We start from the raw sequence: 19,176 nt of genomic DNA on the forward strand, positions 1-19,176 counted from the left end.
ATGTTTAATCCCGTAGTGATTATCAAGGCTCGTCACTGTTTAGTGATTACATAGCATTCATTAGAAATGTGTTATCTCATAATAGTCATTAAGTTATAGTTATTTGTTCGTCTAAAAATAAGTGGTTGTATTATATGGTTTCAAGGAAGTTAGAGATATCAGTTGGGTTATTTATCCTTTCAGGACTTATCGCATTTTGCGTGTTGGTATTTAATGTCGCGAATGTCAAAGTACAATCGGGTAATAGTACATACCAACTCAAAGCCGAGTTTAATAATATTGGCGGTTTGAAAGTACGTTCTCCGGTGAAAGTTGGCGGTGTTGTGGTTGGTCGTGTCAGCAATATTGCACTTGATGATCGTAAGTTAGTGCCAATTGTTACTTTGACGATGGATAAACGCTATGACCACTTTGCGGAAACCAGTAGTTTATCTATTTTGACGTCAGGTCTTTTGGGGGAACAGTTTATCGGCTTAACGCCTGGTTTTATGGACGATGATATTGAGATTTTACAAGACGGCGACAAAGTTGATGACACTCGCGGGGCGTTAATTTTAGAAGATCTAATCGGTCAATTACTTTACAGCATGTCATCTAAAGATAAATAGGAGCGTTTGCATGAAATCTACTTTTACTCAGCTTTTGCGTGTCACTTTATTAGCTTGCCTTAGTGTGGTTTCTTCGCTGTCCTTTGCTCAAGAAATTAACCTTAAAAATCCTTATACCATGGTGGAACAAGTCTCTAAGCAAACGTTTTCACGTTTTGCTGATGACCAAGCGCTTATTGAAAAAGATTTAAACCATCTAAAGGTGATTGTGGCTGAAGAGTTGATGCCATATGTCGATTATAAATATGCAGCGTACAAAGTCATGGGGCTTTATTTACGCGAATCCACACCTGAGCAGCGCAAAGCATTTGTGACGGCCTTTAAAGGTTATCTCATTTCAACTTATGCCCAAGCATTTACCGAATATACTGATCAAACCGTGAAGTTCTCACCCGCGTTAGACTTTGCTGGTGAAAAAATAGTTGAAGTGAACGTACAGATTGTTGAAGCAGGACGCCCACCAATTAAAATTAAATTTAAAGCTAGACGACTAAAAGATGACACTTGGAAAGCATTTGACTTGGTCGCTGAAGGTATTAGTTTATTGGCGTCTAAGCAGTCTGAAATTTCGAATTTGATCCGTCAAAAAGGCATTGAAAGCGTGATAACCATGCTTGAAGATAAGTCGAAACAAAGTATTCACCCTGACGATAAAGCAGAGTCATAAATGGCACAGTTCAATCAACAAGGACATATTGTCTATGTTACAGGGTGTTTAACGCAGTCTGATGTCGCACAAATTTGGTCAAAGCGACATCAACTGTTTACTAGGCAAACTCAAGTGTTAGACTTGTCAGCTTTAGCGTATACCGATAGCGCAGGGATAGCCTTGTTGTTAAGTTTTATCACCTTGACTGATAACAAAGAACAACACGGTAATGTCAAACTGATACATCCGAGCCCGCAATTATTGAAAATGATTGAGTTATACGACTTAAGCGAATTTTTCCAACCGCAATAGAATTTTAAAGGTAAATTATCCATGGATTGCAAAGAAATCGAGCAATTAATTTTAGCAGCAATTGCTGTTGATGAAGTACATGTCACTTCAGACGGAAGCCACTATAAAGTAATTGCAGTTGGTGACATGTTTGATGGTATGAGCCGCGTTAAACAACAACAAACAATTTATGCGCAGTTATCAGAACAAATTGCTAGTGGTGCTTTGCACGCTCTGACGATTAAGACATTTACGCCGACACAGTGGAAGCGTGAAAAAATGTTTAACATGTAATACCTGAGAAATATTTTGGATAAACTAACTATAAAAGCAAGTCCAGCATTAGCTGGTAACGTTACCATTTCAGGTGCCAAGAATGCCGCTTTGCCCATCTTAATGGCAGGGGTATTAGCGGAAACTGATTTTGTAGTTTCAAACGTGCCAAACCTGAGAGATGTGAACACCAGCTGTGAATTACTGCGTTGTTTAGGCGCGGATGTTGAACAATTAGCTGGTGCGAAAGTCCGAATTTCAACAACTAACCTAAATGAGTGTTGTGCGCCTTATGATTTAGTCAAAACTATGCGTGCATCTATTCTTATTTTAGGACCATTACTTGCCCGTTTTGGGACTGCCGATGTATCACTTCCTGGCGGTTGTGCCATTGGTGCAAGACCGGTAAATTTGCACCTTCATGGCCTTGAACAAATGGGCGCTAAAATTGATGTTGAAGAAGGTTATATTAAAGCGCGTGTTGATGGTCGTCTAAAAGGCGCACATATCTTTATGGATATGGTCAGTGTAGGAGCAACTGAAAACTTATTGATGGCCGCAGCATTAGCTGATGGAACAACCGTTATTGAAAATGCAGCTCGTGAACCTGAAGTGTCTGATTTAGCAAATTGTTTAGTTGCAATGGGCGCAAAAATTTCTGGGATTGGCTCAGCGACACTCACCATTGAAGGCGTAGCGCATTTATCAGGCTGTGAATACCGCGTGATGCCAGACAGAATAGAAACCGGTTCATTTTTAATTGCCGCCGCAGTGACTCGTGGCAGTATTCGTTGTGAATCAGCTGATCCAAAAGCGTTAGAAGCGGTACTGGCTAAACTTGAAGATGCGGGTGCGCAAATTACTAGCGGTGATGATTGGATAGCGCTAGATATGAAAGGGAAAAGACCCAAAGCGGTAAATATAAAAACAGCACCTTACCCAGCTTTTCCAACTGATATGCAAGCTCAGTTTTGTGTATTGAATGCATTAGCTGAAGGTACAGGTAGAGTGACTGAAACTATTTTTGAAAATCGCTTTATGCACGTGCCTGAGCTTAGTCGTATGGGCGCTAAGATGGAGCTAGAAGGTAATACTTGTATTATTGAAGGCATTGAAAAGCTTAATGGTGCTCAAGTGATGGCAACAGACCTTAGAGCTTCAGCAAGTTTAGTGATAGCGGGTTTAATGGCTGATGGGTTAACGACCGTAGACCGTATTTATCACTTAGACCGTGGTTATGAGCATATTGAAGATAAATTCAAAGGCTTAGGCGGCGAAGTTATTCGAGTTAAATAATAATGTAATATCACTATTATTTTTCGATATTAAACAAAAAACCACCATGAACGCATGGTGGTTTTTTATTGCTTAATTATTGGCTAACGCTATTTAGCGGCTTTTTTCTCACCGACGATAACGTGTAATTGCTGTTGTTTGCCGTTGCGTAAAATAGTCAGTGTTGCTTGTTTCCCCGGTTTTGTTTCTGCCACTCTATCCATTAATAAATTGGTGCCAGGAATAATTTCATTATTATATTTAATAATCACGTCACGAGGTTTTAGCTGCGCTTTTGCTGCAGGACCATTTGGCTCAATTGCCGTAACGGCAACCCCTTTTAAGTCGGGTAGATTCAATATTTGTGCAATCACTGGAGTGATTGCTTCTCCTGTGAAGCCGATTGCACCGCGGATCACCCGGCCATTTTTGATTAATTTACCCATAATGCTGTGTGCTAACTTAATCGGAATGGCAAAACTTATTCCGCTGATACCATTATTACCGTCTTGTTTATTAACCGTAAATGCAGCGGTATTGATACCGATAAGATCGCCATTGGTATCAACCAATGCTCCACCGGAGTTACCTGCGTTAATGGCGGCATCCGTTTGGAGGAAATCAAGGTAGCCTGAACTTAAACCACTGCGACCGGTTGCGCTGATTATACCTTGAGTAATTGTTTGGCCGATGTTGTATGGGTTACCAATGGCGAGCACGACGTCACCAACTAACGCTGGGTGATTTAAGTTAATCGGTATTAATGGCAGATTATCACCCTCGATTTTTAATACCGCTAAATCGGTTTCAGAATCTGAACCCACCACTTCAGAGGTAAATCGGCGGCCATCTTGTAACGCAACAATGATTTCGTCAGCTTGCTGTACAACATGGTAGTTGGTAATGATGTAACCATCTTTACTCATGATTACCCCAGAGCCTAATTCTTGTAAAGAACCAGAGTTAATTGGCCGGGATTTATCAATGCTAATGCTGTAAATATTTACTACAGCCGGCGCTGCGCGCCTTACTGCAGTTGAAAATGATAAGCCATCATTTCTGTGAGTTGAGTTATTAAACCCAGAAGAGAAATTACCACCGTTCAAATAAGCTGTAACGGTTAGAAATATTGCTGCCATAACTAGGCCAAATACAACCGCTTTAGCAATATATAAGAAGGAGCTTTTGAAGTTCATTGTGTGGAATAAATCTGAATGTGAAACGCAGATATTAGCATCTTTATAAAAATTAAGCACCGAAAGACCGACTTACGGTGCTTAATTTACTCAGTAAAATATTTACTTATTAAAGTTTAAATACTGCTTGCTAACAGGTGACTGATTATCTTAAAACAAGATATAACGCCGTTTTACCGCGTTTAATTTTAAGTGCAACTGCACCCTCACTGCCTTTTAAAACAGATTTAAGCGTTTTTAAATCTTTTATGTTTTTGCGGTTAATCCCAGTGATAATATCGCCTTTTGCTAAGCCGCTACGCGCAGCTGGCGAGCCACTGGTTACTTCAATAATCTTAATTCCGTCATCAGTGTCTTGTAGCGTTGCACCTTCAAGCATTGGATGTACTTCGCCGCTGGCTTTTTCAACATGGTCAGATTCGCCTAAGGTCGCTTTTACCGTTTCTTTGTCGCCATCACGGATTAGCTGAAAGCTCACTTTAGCACCTGCGCCCATGGTGCCAACTTTTGCACGTAGCTCTTGGAACGATTTAATACTTTTACCATTGACTGCAACAATAACATCACCCGCTTTAATGCCAGCAGCATCTGCGGCGCTGTCTGCAACAACTTCATTTACAAATGCACCATGTTGGGAGTCTAAACCAAAGGCTTTGGCTAGTTCGTTGTCTAAATCACGACCGGAAACCCCTAAAACACCACGGCGGACTTCACCATGTTCTATTATTTGTTGGACAAGGTTATTCACCATGTTGGCAGGAATAGCAAAACCAATACCGACATTACCACCGGTAGGTGCAACAATGGCTGTGTTTATGCCAATGAGCTCACCATTAAGATTCACCAACGCACCACCAGAGTTACCGCTGTTGATCGCTGCATCGGTTTGAATAAAGTTTTCAAGCATTTCAATACCTAAACCACTTCGGCCTAATGCACTAACAATACCTGAGGTAACGGTTTGGCCAAGACCAAATGGATTTCCAATTGCGACGGCGAAATCACCAACACGAATGGCATCAGTGTCAGTTTGTTTAATGGCGGTAAGGTTTTTGGCATCAATTTTTAATAATGCAATATCAGACTCAGCGTCCGCACCAATGAGCTTAGCTTTGACTTCTCGGCCGTCGGATAAGCCAACTTCAATATCATCTGCACCGTTAATGACATGATTATTGGTAACAATGTAGCCTTTTTTAGCATCAATGATTACCCCAGACCCCAGACCTCTGAACGGGCGTTCTTGAACTTGCTCTTGCGGTGCATTAGGGCCAAAAAAGTAGCGAAACATTTCAGGTACTTGCTGCTTTGATACTTGGGTGCCTGAAACGGCAACAGATACAACTGCAGGGGTGGTTTTTTCGAGCATCGGCGCAAGGCTTGGAACGGATTGACCATTAACTGAGTGAGGAAGTGCTGCTTGGGATACAACAGGAGTTAATGCTAGTGAGGCGGTTAAGATAGCTGCAGAAAGTAAGCTGATTTTGGTTTTCATAATGTCAATAGCTCCTTAGGTACATTTATGCTAGCGCATAAATGTCATTGTCGAGAATGTTGCTGGTTAATGGCATCCTTTATATGATGGTGTCATTAAGCCACATTGGAAAATGAATATACATTATACAGTCAGAGTGTTGATCGGCAATTAAGTTCCTAAACGATTAATAATGGTTCATTTTTTCAATGCTTAGGTTATTTATATGATGCGTTAATGTTATTATTCGCTGCACTATTAGCTTGTTAAGAGACATTACGTTGTTGCAATTAAGCCCTTGGGAACACTACCAACAAGATTTACTAAGAGCAGACTTCTTTGGCGATGACGCTCAGGCTCAAGCGGTAAAATCTTTGCAGCGCGTTTATGAACAATTGATCACCGCAGATCAGACTCCTGTATCAAACTTTACTCAATTATGGCGTAAGATGTCTGGTTATCAAATCAAGCGGATTCAAGGTTTATACTTATGGGGTGGGGTTGGGCGTGGTAAAACCTATCTCATGGACACCTTTTTTGATGCGCTTCCAGGTAATAATAAGCTGCGTGCTCATTTTCATCGTTTTATGCATCAACTGCATGCTGAGTTAGATCAATTAAAAGGCACCCAAGATCCTCTTATTGTTATTGCAAAAAAAATGGCCAAGCAGTATCAAGTTATCTGCTTTGATGAATTTTTTGTTTCTGACATTACAGACGCCATGCTCCTTGGGACTTTATTTCAACAACTTTTTAAAGAAGGGGTCGTGTTAGTCGCAACCTCAAATATTATTCCTGACGAACTCTATAAAAATGGCTTACAACGGGCGCGATTCTTACCCGCAATTGCGTTAATTAATTATCACTGTGAAATACTAAATGTTGATTCCGGCGTTGATTATCGCTTAAGAACGCTTGAACAAGCTGAAATTTATCATTATCCACTTGATGAACAAGCTGAGCTAAATTTACGCCAATACTTTACTCAATTAGCTCCAGATTCTGCCACGTTAGCAAACAATATTCAGATTGATGGTAGAGATATTACTATTCGTCAACAAGCTCAAGGGGTGCTCTTAGCCAGTTTTAGAGGCCTATGTGACGGTCCACGTTCGCAACGCGATTATATGGAAATTGCTCGAATCTACCATACTGTTTTAATCAGTGGGGTTGAACAAATGGGCGCACAACAAACAGGTGATGACATTGCTCGTCGTTTTCTTGCCTTGGTTGATGAGTTTTACGAGCGTAACGTTAAATTGATTATTTCTGCAGAAGTCGATTTAGCTTCTATTTATACCAACGGACAATTAAATTTTGAATTTAACCGTTGTCGTTCACGGTTAATTGAAATGCAGTCGCATGATTATTTAATGTTAGCGCATCTACCTTAATTTTTAATACCCGCTATCTAGTTAGAAATTGACCATTGCTTACTAATACAATTTTACTATGTCAGCCTTGATTAACAAATGGTCGAAAAACCATCAAATAACCTCAATGCTGTTTGCCGGACAATGCCTATATTTTTATTAAAAAACTAGGTGATTTTTAAGGCTCAATTGCGTATAATCCGCCACCTGCCCACGTTAATCCGCCTGTGAGGCGGAAGTTGTAAGCCAATATTCTTGCTCGAAGGGGCATTGGATCGGCATCTTTGTGTTGTATGCATGTGCATTCAACATGTGTGACAGAATATTAAATTTGGGTTTTTTGCAATAATGAAAACTTTTACTGCTACACCAGAAACCGTAACACGTGACTGGTATGTCGTTGACGCAGACGGCAAAACACTAGGTCGTATCGCTACTGAAATTGCTGCCCGCTTACGCGGAAAGCATAAACCAGAATACACTCCTCACGTTGATACTGGTGATTACATCATCGTTATCAATGCTGAAAAAGTCACTGTAACTGGTAACAAAGCAGCGGGTAAGATCTATTACTCTCATACAGGTTTCATCGGTGGCATCAAGCAAATCAGCTTCGAAAAGCTACAAGATCACAAACCTGAAATGATCATCGAGAAAGCGGTTAAGGGTATGTTACCTAAAGGTCCTTTAGGACGCGCTATGTTCCGTAAACTTAAAGTTTACTCAGGCGCTGAACATAACCACGCTGCACAACAACCACAAGTTCTTGATATCTAAGGGGAGTAAGAAATGTCTGCATCTCAGTACTACGGCACTGGCCGTCGCAAAACTTCTACTGCTCGCGTATTCGCAAAAGCTGGTAGTGGCAACATCGTTGTAAACCAACGTCCTTTGGATGTTTATTTTGGTCGTGAAACTGCTCGTATGGTTGTTCGTCAACCACTTGAACTAGTTGAAATGACAGAAAAATTAGACATCTATGTAACTGTTAAGGGCGGTGGAACCACTGGCCAAGCTGGTGCAATCCGTCACGGTATCACTCGTGCACTGATGCAACTAGATGAGTCTTTACGCCCTGCTCTACGTAGCGCTGGTTTTGTTACCCGTGATGCGCGTAAAGTTGAGCGTAAGAAAGTTGGTCTACGTAAAGCACGTCGTAAACCACAATTCTCAAAACGTTAATTCGTTTTTGGAATACGAAAACCCAGCTTTGGCTGGGTTTTTTTTTAGCTGTTTACCAACAACGCTGAGAAAATAATGAAGAGGTTTACATGACATTACAGACAATCATGCTTGCATTAGGGCTACTTTTGATCGTTGAAGGGCTTGGGCCTTTATTTTTTCCTGAAAAATGGAAAATGTATTTATCGGAGCTATCTAAGCAAAATCAAAATGGACTCAGACGCTTAGGTGGGTCTTTATTTACCGCTGGTGTCGTTTTAATGATTATTTTTTCATAAAATACTTGCCTTTAACCCCCTAAAACCTGTTAAAATTCCACTTTATACCACAACCTTGCAGCAAATAATGGGCAAAAATGTAGTCGTACTCGGCACTCAATGGGGTGACGAAGGCAAAGGTAAGATTGTCGACCTTTTAACAGAACAGGCAAAATACGTAGTTCGTTACCAAGGCGGCCATAACGCTGGTCATACTTTGGTAATTGATGGTGATAAAACCGTTCTTCATCTTATTCCGTCAGGGATCTTACGTGATAATGTAAAATGCATTATCGCTAATGGTGTTGTATTAGCACCAGATGCATTAATTAAAGAGATCAACATGCTCAAAGAGCGTGGTGTTCCTGTTGAAGAACGTTTACTTATTTCTGAAGCATGTCCGCTAATTCTTCCATTCCATTGTGCCCTTGATATTGCTCGCGAAAAAGCGCGTGGTAATAACGCAATTGGTACAACTGGTCGAGGTATTGGTCCAGCTTATGAAGATAAAATCTCTCGTCGCGGTCTTCGCGTTGGTGATTTATTCAACTCAGAGCTTTTCGCGACTAAACTTCAAGAAGTGATGAAATACCACAACTTCATGCTAACCGAATATTACGGTTGTGAAGCAGTGGATTACCAAAAAACACTTGATGATGCATTAGCCATTGCAGATTACTTAAAAAGTATGTGTGCTGATGTCAGTGAATTGCTTGATACTGCGCGTAAAGCCGGTGAGCCAATTCTATTTGAAGGTGCACAAGGTACATTACTTGACATCGACCATGGTACATATCCATTTGTAACATCATCTAATACTACTGCTGGTGGTGTTGCGACAGGTTCAGGTTTTGGTCCTCGTCACTTAGATTATGTTCTTGGTATCATGAAAGCTTACACTACACGTGTAGGAGCGGGTCCTTTCCCAACTGAACTTGCTAATGAACTTGGCGATTATATTGGCGAAAAAGGTCAAGAATTTGGTGCAACTACAGGTCGTAAACGTCGTCCAGGTTGGTTAGATGCAGTGGCAATGCGCCGTGCAGTTCAAATCAACAGCATCAGTGGTTTCTGCTTGACTAAACTTGACGTGCTTGATGGTCTTGAAGAAGTTAAAATCTGTGTGGGTTACCAGTATCCAGATGGAACCGTTGCTAAGGTGACACCGCTAGCGGCAGAAGGTTATGAAGAGGTTACTCCTGTTTATGAAACGATGCCTGGCTGGAGTGAAAATACTTTCGGCGCAACATCAGTAGAGCAACTACCACAAGCTGCAATGAACTATATCAAGCGTCTTGAAGAGTTACTTGAAACGCCAATTGATATTATTTCTACAGGCCCAGATCGTAACGAAACAATGACTTTAGTTAATCCGTTTAACTAATTTATTGATTTGTTTCAAAGGCCGCATTTGCGGCCTTTTTTATGCGACAAATAAAGTTAATTATCATCTGATGGCAAAGATTGCGTTCAAGAAATACGCTATACTGCCGATGCAAAGAGTAGTTGAATCATCATAGAGAACAAATATGCTACGCATACTAATACTGCTAATATTATTACTACCTCACTATGCCTTTTGTGAAGACACGGGCGGAGAAGGTGAGGATGCGGTTGAGGCATATGATATTTATGGTGATGAAGTACTTACTCAGTTAATTCGCAACAATCAATATCTACAGAGAGTAAAGGCTGATGAATGTCAGCTAGTGCAAGATATTGAGGCAAGAGCCGAAGTGTTAAAGCAGCCTTTATATCAGTTTTTATGGGGTGAAATGCTAAATACTGGAACATGTGTTGATAAGCATGTTTCAAGAGGCATGGGTTTACTGCAAACAGCTGCAGAGCAAGGTAGCTCAGAGGCCATGGTCAAGTTAGCTGAATATTACAACGCGGGTAAACTAGTTATCGGCGATAAAAATCGTGCTGTTCAGTATGTTTTACCTGCTGCAGCCAATGGCAACCTAACCGCCAGATTAATGTTGGTGCGTTTATTTAATGAAGGTTATGGCAGCCCAAGAGACTATGAACTGGTGTACCATTGGTTGTATCACAGTTACTTTAATGACAGCAAACAACATAAAGAAGCAATATCGTTGCTTCGAATATTAGCGACTAAAATGCCTGCAAGTATTGTGAACCGGGCACAAAAGAAACTAATACATACACAATAAAGGTGCTGCGCACCTAATAGATGGAAATTGAATGATCAACGATCCTCATTTTGAGAGAGAGCAAGACAAGTACGAAAACCCAATCCCAAGTAGAGAATTTATTTTAAGCTACTTACGCGATCAAAAGTCCCCTGTCACCCGCGAAAACATTGCCAAAGCGCTAAAAATGACTGATGAAGAGCATTTAGAAGCCTTGCGTCGTCGTTTAAGAGCGATGGAGCGTGACGGTCAGTTAGTCTTTACGCGTGGGCAAAGTTACGGTTTACCGGAGCGAATGGACTTATTGTCAGGGTCGATTATCGGGCACCGAGATGGGTTTGGCTTTTTTAAGCCTGATGAAGGCGGCGATGACCTCTTTATTAACAATCGCGATATGCTCAAATACTTTCACGGCGATAAAGTACTTGCACAAAAAGCGGGCACAGATCGACGTGGACGACGAGAAGCTAGAATTGTTCGGTTAGTACAAGAACGAACTGCGGCACTCGTTGGACGTTACCATGTTGATGGTGGTATGGGGTTTGTCATTGCAGACGATCGCCGTATTACCCAAGAAATTTTAATTGCTAGTGAAGATAAAAAAGGTGCTAGAGCGGGGGATGTGGTTGTTATAGAACTGACTCGCCGCCCTGGTCGTTTTATTAAGGCTGCCGGTAAAGTTACGGAAGTGCTAGGTAAAACGATGGCACCAGGTATGGAAATTGAAATTGCACTGCGTAATTATGATTTGCCTCATACTTGGTCACACGTGATTGAGAAAAAACTTAAGCGCATACCAGATGAAGTGCCTGAAGCGGATAAACAAGGCCGTGTAGACTTACGTCACTTACCTTTGGTTACCATTGACGGTGAAGATGCTCGCGATTTTGACGATGCCGTTTATGCTGAAACTAAACCCAGCGGTGGCTGGCGTTTATGGGTTGCCATTGCCGATGTTAGTCATTATGTAAGAACAGAGTCAGCGCTTGATAAAGAAGCCCGATCACGCGGTAATTCAGTATATTTTCCTTCGCAAGTCATCCCAATGCTGCCAGAGAAAATATCTAATGGATTATGTTCGCTTAACCCGCATGTAGACAGACTTTGTATGGTGGCTGAAATGACTATTTCAGCCAAGGGTAAGTTATCGGGTTACAAATTCTATCCTGCAGTGATGCACTCTCATGCAAGGCTGACTTATACCCAAGTAGCAGACATGCTTGAAGGTGGCCATATTGCTGAGCAACATCAAGTGATATTCCCGCACTTACAATGTCTACAGTCGTTATATCTCACACTAGATGAAGTGAGAGCGCAGCGCGGTGCCATTGCATTTGAAACGCTTGAAACGCAGTTTGTTTTCAATGAACAGCGTAAGATAGAAAAAATTGTCCCAAGAGGGCGTAACCAAGCACATAAAATCATTGAAGAATGTATGATTTTAGCCAATGTAGCCTCTGCAAAGTTTGTTCAAAAGCATAAAGGTGAAGTGTTATATCGTGTGCATGAAGCACCGTCTGAGCAAAAGCTGACTCAGTTTAAAGAAAATTTATCTGAGCGCGGTTTAACTCTTGAAGGTGGCTTAGAGCCAACCCCAAGCGATTATCAAAACCTCATGCTCAGTATTGCAGAGCGACCTGATTTCGAACTAATTCAAATTATGTTGCTTCGCTCAATGAGACAAGCCACGTACACGCCTGACAACGAAGGTCACTTTGGATTAGCGCTTGAAGCGTACTCTCACTTTACTTCGCCGATTCGTCGCTATCCAGACTTGATTTTACATCGAGTGATTAAGTTTTTACTTGAAAAAGAACAAGGCAACGTAACAGATAAATGGACCGCTAACGGTGGTTTCCATTATGACCTTGAAGAGTTAGATAAACTTGGCGAAGAGTGTTCGACAACTGAGCGCCGCGCTGATGAAGCCACTCGTGATGTGAGTGACTGGTTGAAATGTGAATATATGCAAGACCATGTAGGAGACACCTTTGATGCTGTTGTGGCCTCGGTGACTAACTTTGGTTTGTTTGTACGATTAAATAAACTGTTTATTGATGGTTTAGTGCATATTTCCAGTCTAGCTAGTGACTATTACCAGTTTGACCCTACACGGCAGCGACTCATTGGTGAGCATTCCCGTAAGGTTTATCAAATTGGCGATGAAGTGACGGTGAAAGTTGCTGCCGTTAATCTAGACGATCGTCAAATCGATTTGATAATGGAAGGTGATAACCTTAATGGTAAAGGGCGTAAGCGTAATACGAAAAAGCCTTTAACAGCACGCGAACGCGCTAACCTCGAAGGAGCCAAACAAGGGCGTGACGGCCAACGAAGTGATGCAGGAAAAGGCAAAAATACTGCTTTGAAACGTGGTGACAGCGCAAAGTCTGATAATAAAAAATCAGCTAGCAAGGCCAAATCTAGCACCAAAAGTAAATCAAAAAAGCCGTCGAGTGCTAAAAAGAGCTCGGTGAAGAAGTCCACTGCCAAACGCAGTAAGAGAAAGTAACTGATGAAAAAACAAGATATGATTTTTGGCATTCATGCCACTCAAGCTTTATTAAATAATAGCCCTGAACGTGTTATTGAACTGTGGGTGTTACAAGGTCGTGATGATGAGCGTTTACTGCCATTGATAAAAACAGCTTCTAGCATGGGCATTAGTGTACAAAAAAGCTCACGTAAAGTGCTTGATGAGAAAGCATCAAGCACCCAACATCAAGGTGTTATTGCTCGCGTTAAAGCCGCAAAAATTTTGGGTGAAAATGACTTAGATGTGTTACTTGAGAAAACAGCGACGCCTTTTTTACTTATTCTTGACGGTGTGACCGACCCGCACAACTTAGGTGCGTGTTTGCGTAATGCTGATGCAGCAGGTGTACAAGGTATTATCGTGCCTAAAGATAACTCTGTTGGGTTAACCGCTGTGGTCAGTAAAGTCGCTTGCGGCGCAGCGGAAGCAGTGCCTTTATTTCAAGTCACTAACCTTGCGCGTACTATGCGTCATATTCAAGACAAAGGCGTGTGGGTGGTCGGTACCGCTGGTGAAGCTGACGGCAATGTTTACCAAGCTGATTTAAAAGGAGCGTTAGCGATTGCGATGGGCTCTGAAGATAAAGGTTTACGTCGCTTAACACGTGAAAGCTGTGATTCATTGGTTTCTATTCCAATGTCCGGTTCAGTGTCTAGTTTAAACGTGTCAGTTGCGACAGGTATTTGTTTATTTGAAGCGGTGCGACAACGCTTAGGTTAATATTTAGCCGCATTAAGCTGTGTTGCGCCTCAAGCCAACAATAAGCTCGTAACGATTATAAAAATGGCGTCCTTCGGGACGCCATTTTTATTGTTTATAACCCATTAAATTGTAATTACTGCAATTACTGCAATTACTGGAAGGTATACAACAAATTAAAGGTGGTAATCGTATCGAGTTGTTTAGTGTCCTCAGGTACGACTTCGGTGTATTTCATGTTCATACCGATTTTAAATGCCCAGTCTTGAATAAAAGTATTCTTATAACTTAAATCGACAGCGATTGTGCGGTTATCTTGACCGACTTCAGTGGTGAGATCTGCTGTAAAGCTCGTGTATTCCTGCAACTTGACGGAATACTTGGCAGCAGAACGTAAAATGACATCGCTGTTTGCTGTTGGGTTAGGAATAGAGTCACTTGATTGAGCTAAGTCATAACGATAACCGGGACCGACCTCTAGACTTAAATTAGTGACATTATTTTTAATAATATCAAAACCATAACCGGTAGATATGGTGGTAATTTGTGTATATGAACCAAACTTATCCCAGGTTACCTCGGCGCGGCCATACAAGTAGCTTTCATTAATCTTATAGTTCGACTGGTAATACACGTCGAATTTCTCAGAAGTTGAAGCATTGCCTTCTGCCGCATAATAAGCTTTAAAAGTAAATTCTTGTTTGGCTTTAGTGGTGTCATAGGTAACAAATGTTCTACCGTTAAAGTTTTTCGTAGAGGTATTGCCACTATTTAACTGTAACCCAGCTTCGACTTCAGCATAAATATCGTTTGGGGGTTCTTTGTAGTCAGGTGGAACTAATGCCCATGCCGTCGATGGGAGAAAAAATAAACCGCTTAAGTAACACAGTGTCTTCATGAATTATTATCTTTATTTATCACATATTGAGAGCGCTGATTGCGGCTATATCATAACGCCTATCGAATTGACTGCAAAGAGAATCAATTAATCTGCATTACTTACTTGAGTTTTTAAGGTTAAATCTGTATTATCGCGCGCTTAAATCAGTCACTTTATTTCGTTCCTTGCCTCAAACTTGGTGTGACTGAGCCAAAACGAGGCTAACTAACCGTAAGGAGCAATAAATGCGTCATTATGAAATCGTATTTATGGTTCACCCAGATCAAAGTGAACAAGTCCCAGGTATGATTGAGCGTTACACCGGTGTTATCACCGCTGCTAACGGTACAGTTCATCGCTTAGAAGATTGGGGCCGTCGTCAATTGGCTTACCCAATCCAAGACCTACATAAAGCTCACTATGTTCTTTTGAACGTAGAAGCAACTGCAGAGTCTGTAGAAGAGTTAGAAACAGCTTTCCGTTTCAACGACGCTGTTCTGCGTAACATGGTAATGCGCACTAAAACTGCTGTTACTGAAGCTTCTCCAATGGCTAAAGCAAAAGATGAGCGTGATTCACGTCGTGCTCCTGCTGCTGAAACCCGTGTTGAAGAAAGCGCTGAAGAAAAAGCTGAATAATTCTATCTGTGAATAACCACTTAGTGTTGTCGGGCGAAATTAAACGTTCTCGACAATTTGAAAGCCCAAGCGGCATAGCGCACACCGTGTTAACCCTTGAGCATCGATCGCAACGTTTTGAAGCAGATTTACCACGTAATGTGTACTGCTTAATCCAAGTGATATTAAGTGGCGGACGTGTTAACCACGCTGCAGATAAATTAAAAGCTGGTGTGCAGGTTGAAGTGGAAGGATATCTTTCATTACAACAAGGGCGAAATGGGCAAAACCGTTTAGTCTTGCATGCTGAAAATGTCGAATTGAAAACTTAGGAGACTGTCAAATGGCACGTTATTTCCGTCGTCGCAAGTTCTGTCGCTTCACATCTGAAGGCGTTACAGAAATTGATTATAAAGATATCGTAACTTTAAAGAACTACATCACTGAAAGCGGCAAGATTGTTCCTAGCCGTATCACTGGTACTAGTGCTAAATACCAACGCCAACTAGCTCGTGCAATCAAACGTGCTCGTTATCTTTCTCTTCTGCCATACACTGATTTACATCAGTAATCGCAGACTTTAGACAAGAGGATTAGATAATGAACGTTATTCTACTTGATAAGATTGCTAACTTAGGTAGCTTAGGCGACCAAGTTTCAGTTAAAGCGGGTTATGCTCGTAACTTCCTTTTACCACAAGGTAAAGCGGTTGTTGCTAACCCTGCAAATGTTGAAGTATTTGAAGCTCGTCGCGCTGAATTAGAAGCTAAATTAGCTGCTGAATTAGCAACTGCTACTGAGCGTGCTGAAAAACTTGCTGCACTAGAAGCTGTGGTTATTGCTTCTAAAGCAGGCGAAGAAGGCAAACTATTCGGTTCTATTGGCACACGTGACATCGCTGATGCAGTTTCTGCAGCTGGCGTTGAACTTGCTAAAGCTGAAGTTCGTCTACCACTAGGTGCTTTACGCACAACTGGTGAGTTCGAAGTTGAAGTACAAGTACACACTGAAGTTAAAGCTGTTGTTAAAGTTTCTGTTGTTGCAGAAGACTAATCAATACTTTGCTTGAGTAAAAGCACCGCCTCAGGGCGGTGTTTTTTTATGGCTGCTATGTAACTATAAGCTTTGATCGTAGGCTTGGTTAGTTGTTGTTTATTGTAATTATTTCCTGCTTCCTTTGCTCCGCTCTGGCCACTGTTGCCTTGATTGAATCAAACCTTAACAATCTATTTTGATTCTTATCTCTAAATCATATCTGTTGCTTGAATCTTAACAAATACCTATTGGGTAATCTTATATGCGCTAAATTTATGTGGCCAACTAAAACAACTAAAACAACTAAAACAACTAAAACAACTAAAGCATTATAATTGTTAGCGGTGGTGTTTGTTAAAACCTGATATTTCATTATTTTTGAATAAAAAAATGGCACTCGTATGAGTGCCATTATTGGGTAAAACGTGGTGACGATTAATCATTCACTAAATCAAGTTCTTTAATTAAATTATCAGCATGATCGACTTTATCCATCATCCATAACACATAACGAATATCGACGTGAATTGCGCGAGTAATCGTAGGGTTAAAGAACCAGTCTTTGGTAATCGCTTCGTAAGTTGAGTCGAAATTTAAACCAACTAATTCCCCTTGACCATTTAATACTGGTGAACCTGAATTACCACCAGTGGTGTCCACGCTGGATAAAAAGTTAACCGGAACTGAGTTAAATTCGTTTGGCTTGGCAGCACAAGAGATAAGCTTACACATCCACGAACGTGGGTCATGGTATACCGACTGAATTCGGTGTTTGCCATAATCGCCAGCAGCAATTGCATTTAATACTTTTTGTGGTGCATCAAATGGCGCGATACCAGTATGTTTAGCAGTAATACCTTCTAAACGAGTGAAGGGTTGCTTATACAGCGCATCTTTAGATTGATAACCATCAACCATGCCGTAAGTGATGCGTAAGGTGCCGTTAGCGTCAGGATAAACAGGCCAATTTTTTGATTTATAGTAGCTGATAACCGCGTTCATATAAGCTGGACGCGCTTGAGATAATTGCCCTTGTAAGGTTTTCTCTTGCTTTTCAATTGCCATATTGCTGTCATATAAGGCAACGGCTAAACGAATAAAGGGATCTTGACTGTTTTCAAACTCCTCTGCGGTTTTGTCCATCCAAGCTAAGCGGGTCGCTTGATCGGATAACTGGGTCAATGCATAAAAACCGGCGACTTTCTCGCGTAAGTCTTGTTGACCTTCGGTGTGATTCAATTGGTTATCGAGTGCCGCCACCTTTAATGGTTGTGCTTGATAAGCATTTAAGTCTTGTAACCATAAAACTTTGTCGACAGAGGCATCAAATGTCGAATCAATACGCTTTAAGCGAGCACTAAACATTTTCATGTCACGTAGTTGATAACCTGACTCTCTTTCGGCATCCGGGCGCTGCTTTTCTTTGGCTAAACGGTATAAACGTTTAGCGGCAGAAAGTAGGGTGCTTGATTGTGCATTTTCAAAGTAATAGTTGGTTTGGGTTAATTGATGTTGCTGTGCTAATAACGTTTCAAGTTGGGTTATAACCTGTTGGTTTGCTTGCTTGTCTTGTTGCAACCAAGCTAAAAAGTCATTCTCACGCCCTTGTTTAATACCGACGATATCGGTTGCGTTAAAGCCATCTAACAAACCGTTAAGTTTTTTCATTCGGTTTGCCATAGAAGCAATAGTGCCGGCATATTTGATCGCAATTGATTTATCTGCTGCGCTCATTTGCTCAATGGTATCAATTTTTTGTTGATAGTATTGCGCCGAAACAGGGTATAGCCATTGGCTGGCAAATTTAAGTTCACTGGTTAAGCGGTAACGGCTTGTTGAACCTGGGTATCCGGCAACAAAGACACCGTCACCCGCTTTTACGCCATTGGCATTAATTTTTAAATGACTTTTAGGTTGGTAAGGTACGTTGTCTTCTGCATAGGTTGCAGGCTTTCCATCTTTTCCTACATATGCTCGTAAAAAGGTGAAGTCACCTGCGTGACGAGGGTACTCATAGTTATCAACATCGCCACCAAATGAGCCAACACTTGCAGGTGGAGCATACACGAGGCGCACATCACGAATAATCAGCTGTTTGCTTAAGTAAAACTCTAAACCATTATGAAAGCTGCTGACCGAACAACGATAATTATCATCTGACTCACATTGCTTAATTAATGCTTTACGGTTGCGTTCAATATCTTGGTAACGTGCAAGTGGCTCATCACGTAAGTTGGCATTGACCTGCTTAGTCACATCCGTCACGGACTCAGTAATATATAAGCGTTCATTTGGACCTGCCGATGGTTCAGCGTCTTTGGTTTTCGCAAGGAAGCCATCTGCGAGGTAATTATGTTCTGTTTTGCTGTTATATTGGATGGCTCGGTAGGCACAATGGTGGTTTGTGACAACAAGTCCTTGGGGGGATACAAAACTGGCGGTACAATACCCTAGCCCAACAATAGCATTCATTGGATATTGACCTAAGTCAGCCAGTTGTTTCGCGGGGATGTCTATTCCACGTTGCTGTAATTTATCAGCAATAGAAGGCATTTGATAAGGTTGCCACTGTCCTTCATCTGCATAAGCAGAGCCAGAAGTAAGTACCAGGGCTGCAATCAATGCAATACGCATGTTTATTCCTTAGTTTTATTGTCGTTATCGTCGTATTGTCTTGG

General features: G+C 41.3%; 21 protein-coding genes. 17 read left to right on the top strand and 4 right to left on the bottom strand.

The genetic code is table 11. The features are described 5' to 3' along the window. Positions 1-134: 134 nt before the first annotated feature. The 5 genes from mlaD to murA are packed head-to-tail and all read left to right on the top strand — an operon-like array spanning position 135 to position 3,117. A complete protein-coding gene (gene mlaD, locus G3R48_RS06495) occupies positions 135-608 on the top strand; it encodes an outer membrane lipid asymmetry maintenance protein MlaD (RefSeq protein WP_153661756.1) in 474 nt (157 codons plus the stop codon). Positions 609-618: 10 nt separating this feature from the next. Beyond that, positions 619-1,275, top strand: a complete 657-nt coding sequence (locus tag G3R48_RS06500; protein WP_153661754.1) for an MlaC/ttg2D family ABC transporter substrate-binding protein — start codon at positions 619-621, stop codon at positions 1,273-1,275. Next, positions 1,276-1,569: an STAS domain-containing protein gene (locus tag G3R48_RS06505; protein ID WP_153661752.1), complete on the top strand. Its 294-nt coding sequence runs from the start codon at positions 1,276-1,278 to the stop codon at positions 1,567-1,569. Between the two features lie 21 nt (positions 1,570-1,590). Continuing rightward, positions 1,591-1,842 (top strand): BolA family protein, encoded by a 252-nt coding sequence (locus G3R48_RS06510; protein ID WP_153661750.1) that lies wholly within the window; start codon positions 1,591-1,593, stop codon positions 1,840-1,842. A gap of 15 nt (positions 1,843-1,857) precedes the next feature. Continuing rightward, positions 1,858-3,117: a UDP-N-acetylglucosamine 1-carboxyvinyltransferase gene (gene murA / locus G3R48_RS06515; protein ID WP_153661748.1), complete on the top strand. Its 1,260-nt coding sequence runs from the start codon at positions 1,858-1,860 to the stop codon at positions 3,115-3,117. An 89-nt stretch (positions 3,118-3,206) separates the two neighbouring features. Here the strand turns inward: murA and degS are convergent, their stop codons facing one another. Further along, the gene (gene degS, locus G3R48_RS06520) at positions 3,207-4,292 is read right to left on the bottom strand and encodes an outer membrane-stress sensor serine endopeptidase DegS (RefSeq protein ID WP_153662136.1); all 1,086 of its coding nucleotides are present in this window, start codon (positions 4,290-4,292) and stop codon (positions 3,207-3,209) included. Positions 4,293-4,437: 145 nt separating this feature from the next. Continuing rightward, entirely contained in the window at positions 4,438-5,787 is a 1,350-nt protein-coding gene (locus tag G3R48_RS06525) for a Do family serine endopeptidase (RefSeq protein ID WP_153661746.1), read from the bottom strand. 260 nt (positions 5,788-6,047) lie between these two features. Between G3R48_RS06525 and zapE the strand changes: the two genes are divergently transcribed. From zapE to rlmB, 8 genes are all read left to right on the top strand, one after another. Beyond that, positions 6,048-7,160, top strand: coding sequence for a cell division protein ZapE (gene zapE / locus G3R48_RS06530; RefSeq protein WP_153661744.1), 1,113 nt, complete (start codon positions 6,048-6,050; stop codon positions 7,158-7,160). A gap of 327 nt (positions 7,161-7,487) precedes the next feature. Next, positions 7,488-7,916: a 50S ribosomal protein L13 gene (rplM, locus tag G3R48_RS06535; protein WP_153661742.1), complete on the top strand. Its 429-nt coding sequence runs from the start codon at positions 7,488-7,490 to the stop codon at positions 7,914-7,916. A 12-nt stretch (positions 7,917-7,928) separates the two neighbouring features. Further along, entirely contained in the window at positions 7,929-8,321 is a 393-nt protein-coding gene (gene rpsI / locus G3R48_RS06540; protein ID WP_153661738.1) for a 30S ribosomal protein S9, read from the top strand. An 89-nt stretch (positions 8,322-8,410) separates the two neighbouring features. Further along, the gene (locus tag G3R48_RS06545; protein ID WP_153661736.1) at positions 8,411-8,599 is read left to right on the top strand and encodes a DUF2065 domain-containing protein; all 189 of its coding nucleotides are present in this window, start codon (positions 8,411-8,413) and stop codon (positions 8,597-8,599) included. Between the two features lie 67 nt (positions 8,600-8,666). Next, a complete protein-coding gene (locus G3R48_RS06550) occupies positions 8,667-9,962 on the top strand; it encodes an adenylosuccinate synthase (RefSeq protein WP_153661734.1) in 1,296 nt (431 codons plus the stop codon). 145 nt (positions 9,963-10,107) lie between these two features. Further along, positions 10,108-10,752 carry a tetratricopeptide repeat protein gene (locus G3R48_RS06555; RefSeq protein ID WP_153661732.1) on the top strand — a complete coding sequence of 215 codons (645 nt, stop codon included), beginning with the start codon at positions 10,108-10,110 and terminating at the stop codon, positions 10,750-10,752. A gap of 31 nt (positions 10,753-10,783) precedes the next feature. Continuing rightward, entirely contained in the window at positions 10,784-13,243 is a 2,460-nt protein-coding gene (gene rnr, locus G3R48_RS06560; RefSeq protein WP_153661730.1) for a ribonuclease R, read from the top strand. 3 nt (positions 13,244-13,246) lie between these two features. Next, complete coding sequence (gene rlmB, locus G3R48_RS06565) at positions 13,247-13,987, top strand: 23S rRNA (guanosine(2251)-2'-O)-methyltransferase RlmB (protein ID WP_153661727.1); 741 nt, start codon at positions 13,247-13,249, stop codon at positions 13,985-13,987. Between the two features lie 133 nt (positions 13,988-14,120). Here the strand turns inward: rlmB and G3R48_RS06570 are convergent, their stop codons facing one another. Further along, positions 14,121-14,864, bottom strand: coding sequence for a DUF481 domain-containing protein (locus G3R48_RS06570; protein ID WP_153661725.1), 744 nt, complete (start codon positions 14,862-14,864; stop codon positions 14,121-14,123). A 227-nt stretch (positions 14,865-15,091) separates the two neighbouring features. Here G3R48_RS06570 and rpsF point away from each other — a divergent pair, with 227 nt between their 5' ends. Genes rpsF through rplI form a run of 4 tightly spaced genes read left to right on the top strand, consistent with a single transcriptional unit; the run spans position 15,092 to position 16,516 of the window. Next, the gene (gene rpsF / locus G3R48_RS06575) at positions 15,092-15,484 is read left to right on the top strand and encodes a 30S ribosomal protein S6 (RefSeq protein WP_153661723.1); all 393 of its coding nucleotides are present in this window, start codon (positions 15,092-15,094) and stop codon (positions 15,482-15,484) included. Between the two features lie 8 nt (positions 15,485-15,492). Further along, a complete protein-coding gene (gene priB, locus G3R48_RS06580) occupies positions 15,493-15,795 on the top strand; it encodes a primosomal replication protein N (protein WP_212593247.1) in 303 nt (100 codons plus the stop codon). Positions 15,796-15,806: 11 nt separating this feature from the next. Continuing rightward, the gene (gene rpsR / locus G3R48_RS06585; protein WP_130598554.1) at positions 15,807-16,034 is read left to right on the top strand and encodes a 30S ribosomal protein S18; all 228 of its coding nucleotides are present in this window, start codon (positions 15,807-15,809) and stop codon (positions 16,032-16,034) included. 29 nt (positions 16,035-16,063) lie between these two features. Continuing rightward, a complete protein-coding gene (gene rplI, locus G3R48_RS06590) occupies positions 16,064-16,516 on the top strand; it encodes a 50S ribosomal protein L9 (RefSeq protein WP_153661721.1) in 453 nt (150 codons plus the stop codon). A gap of 417 nt (positions 16,517-16,933) precedes the next feature. Here the strand turns inward: rplI and G3R48_RS06595 are convergent, their stop codons facing one another. Beyond that, on the bottom strand, positions 16,934-19,132 hold the full coding sequence (locus G3R48_RS06595) for a S46 family peptidase (protein ID WP_153661719.1): 2,199 nt from the start codon (positions 19,130-19,132) through the stop codon (positions 16,934-16,936). Positions 19,133-19,176 lie beyond the last annotated feature (44 nt).

Source organism: Shewanella intestini (assembly GCF_018221465.1).
In the GTDB taxonomy this organism is placed as follows: domain Bacteria; phylum Pseudomonadota; class Gammaproteobacteria; order Enterobacterales; family Shewanellaceae; genus Shewanella; species Shewanella intestini.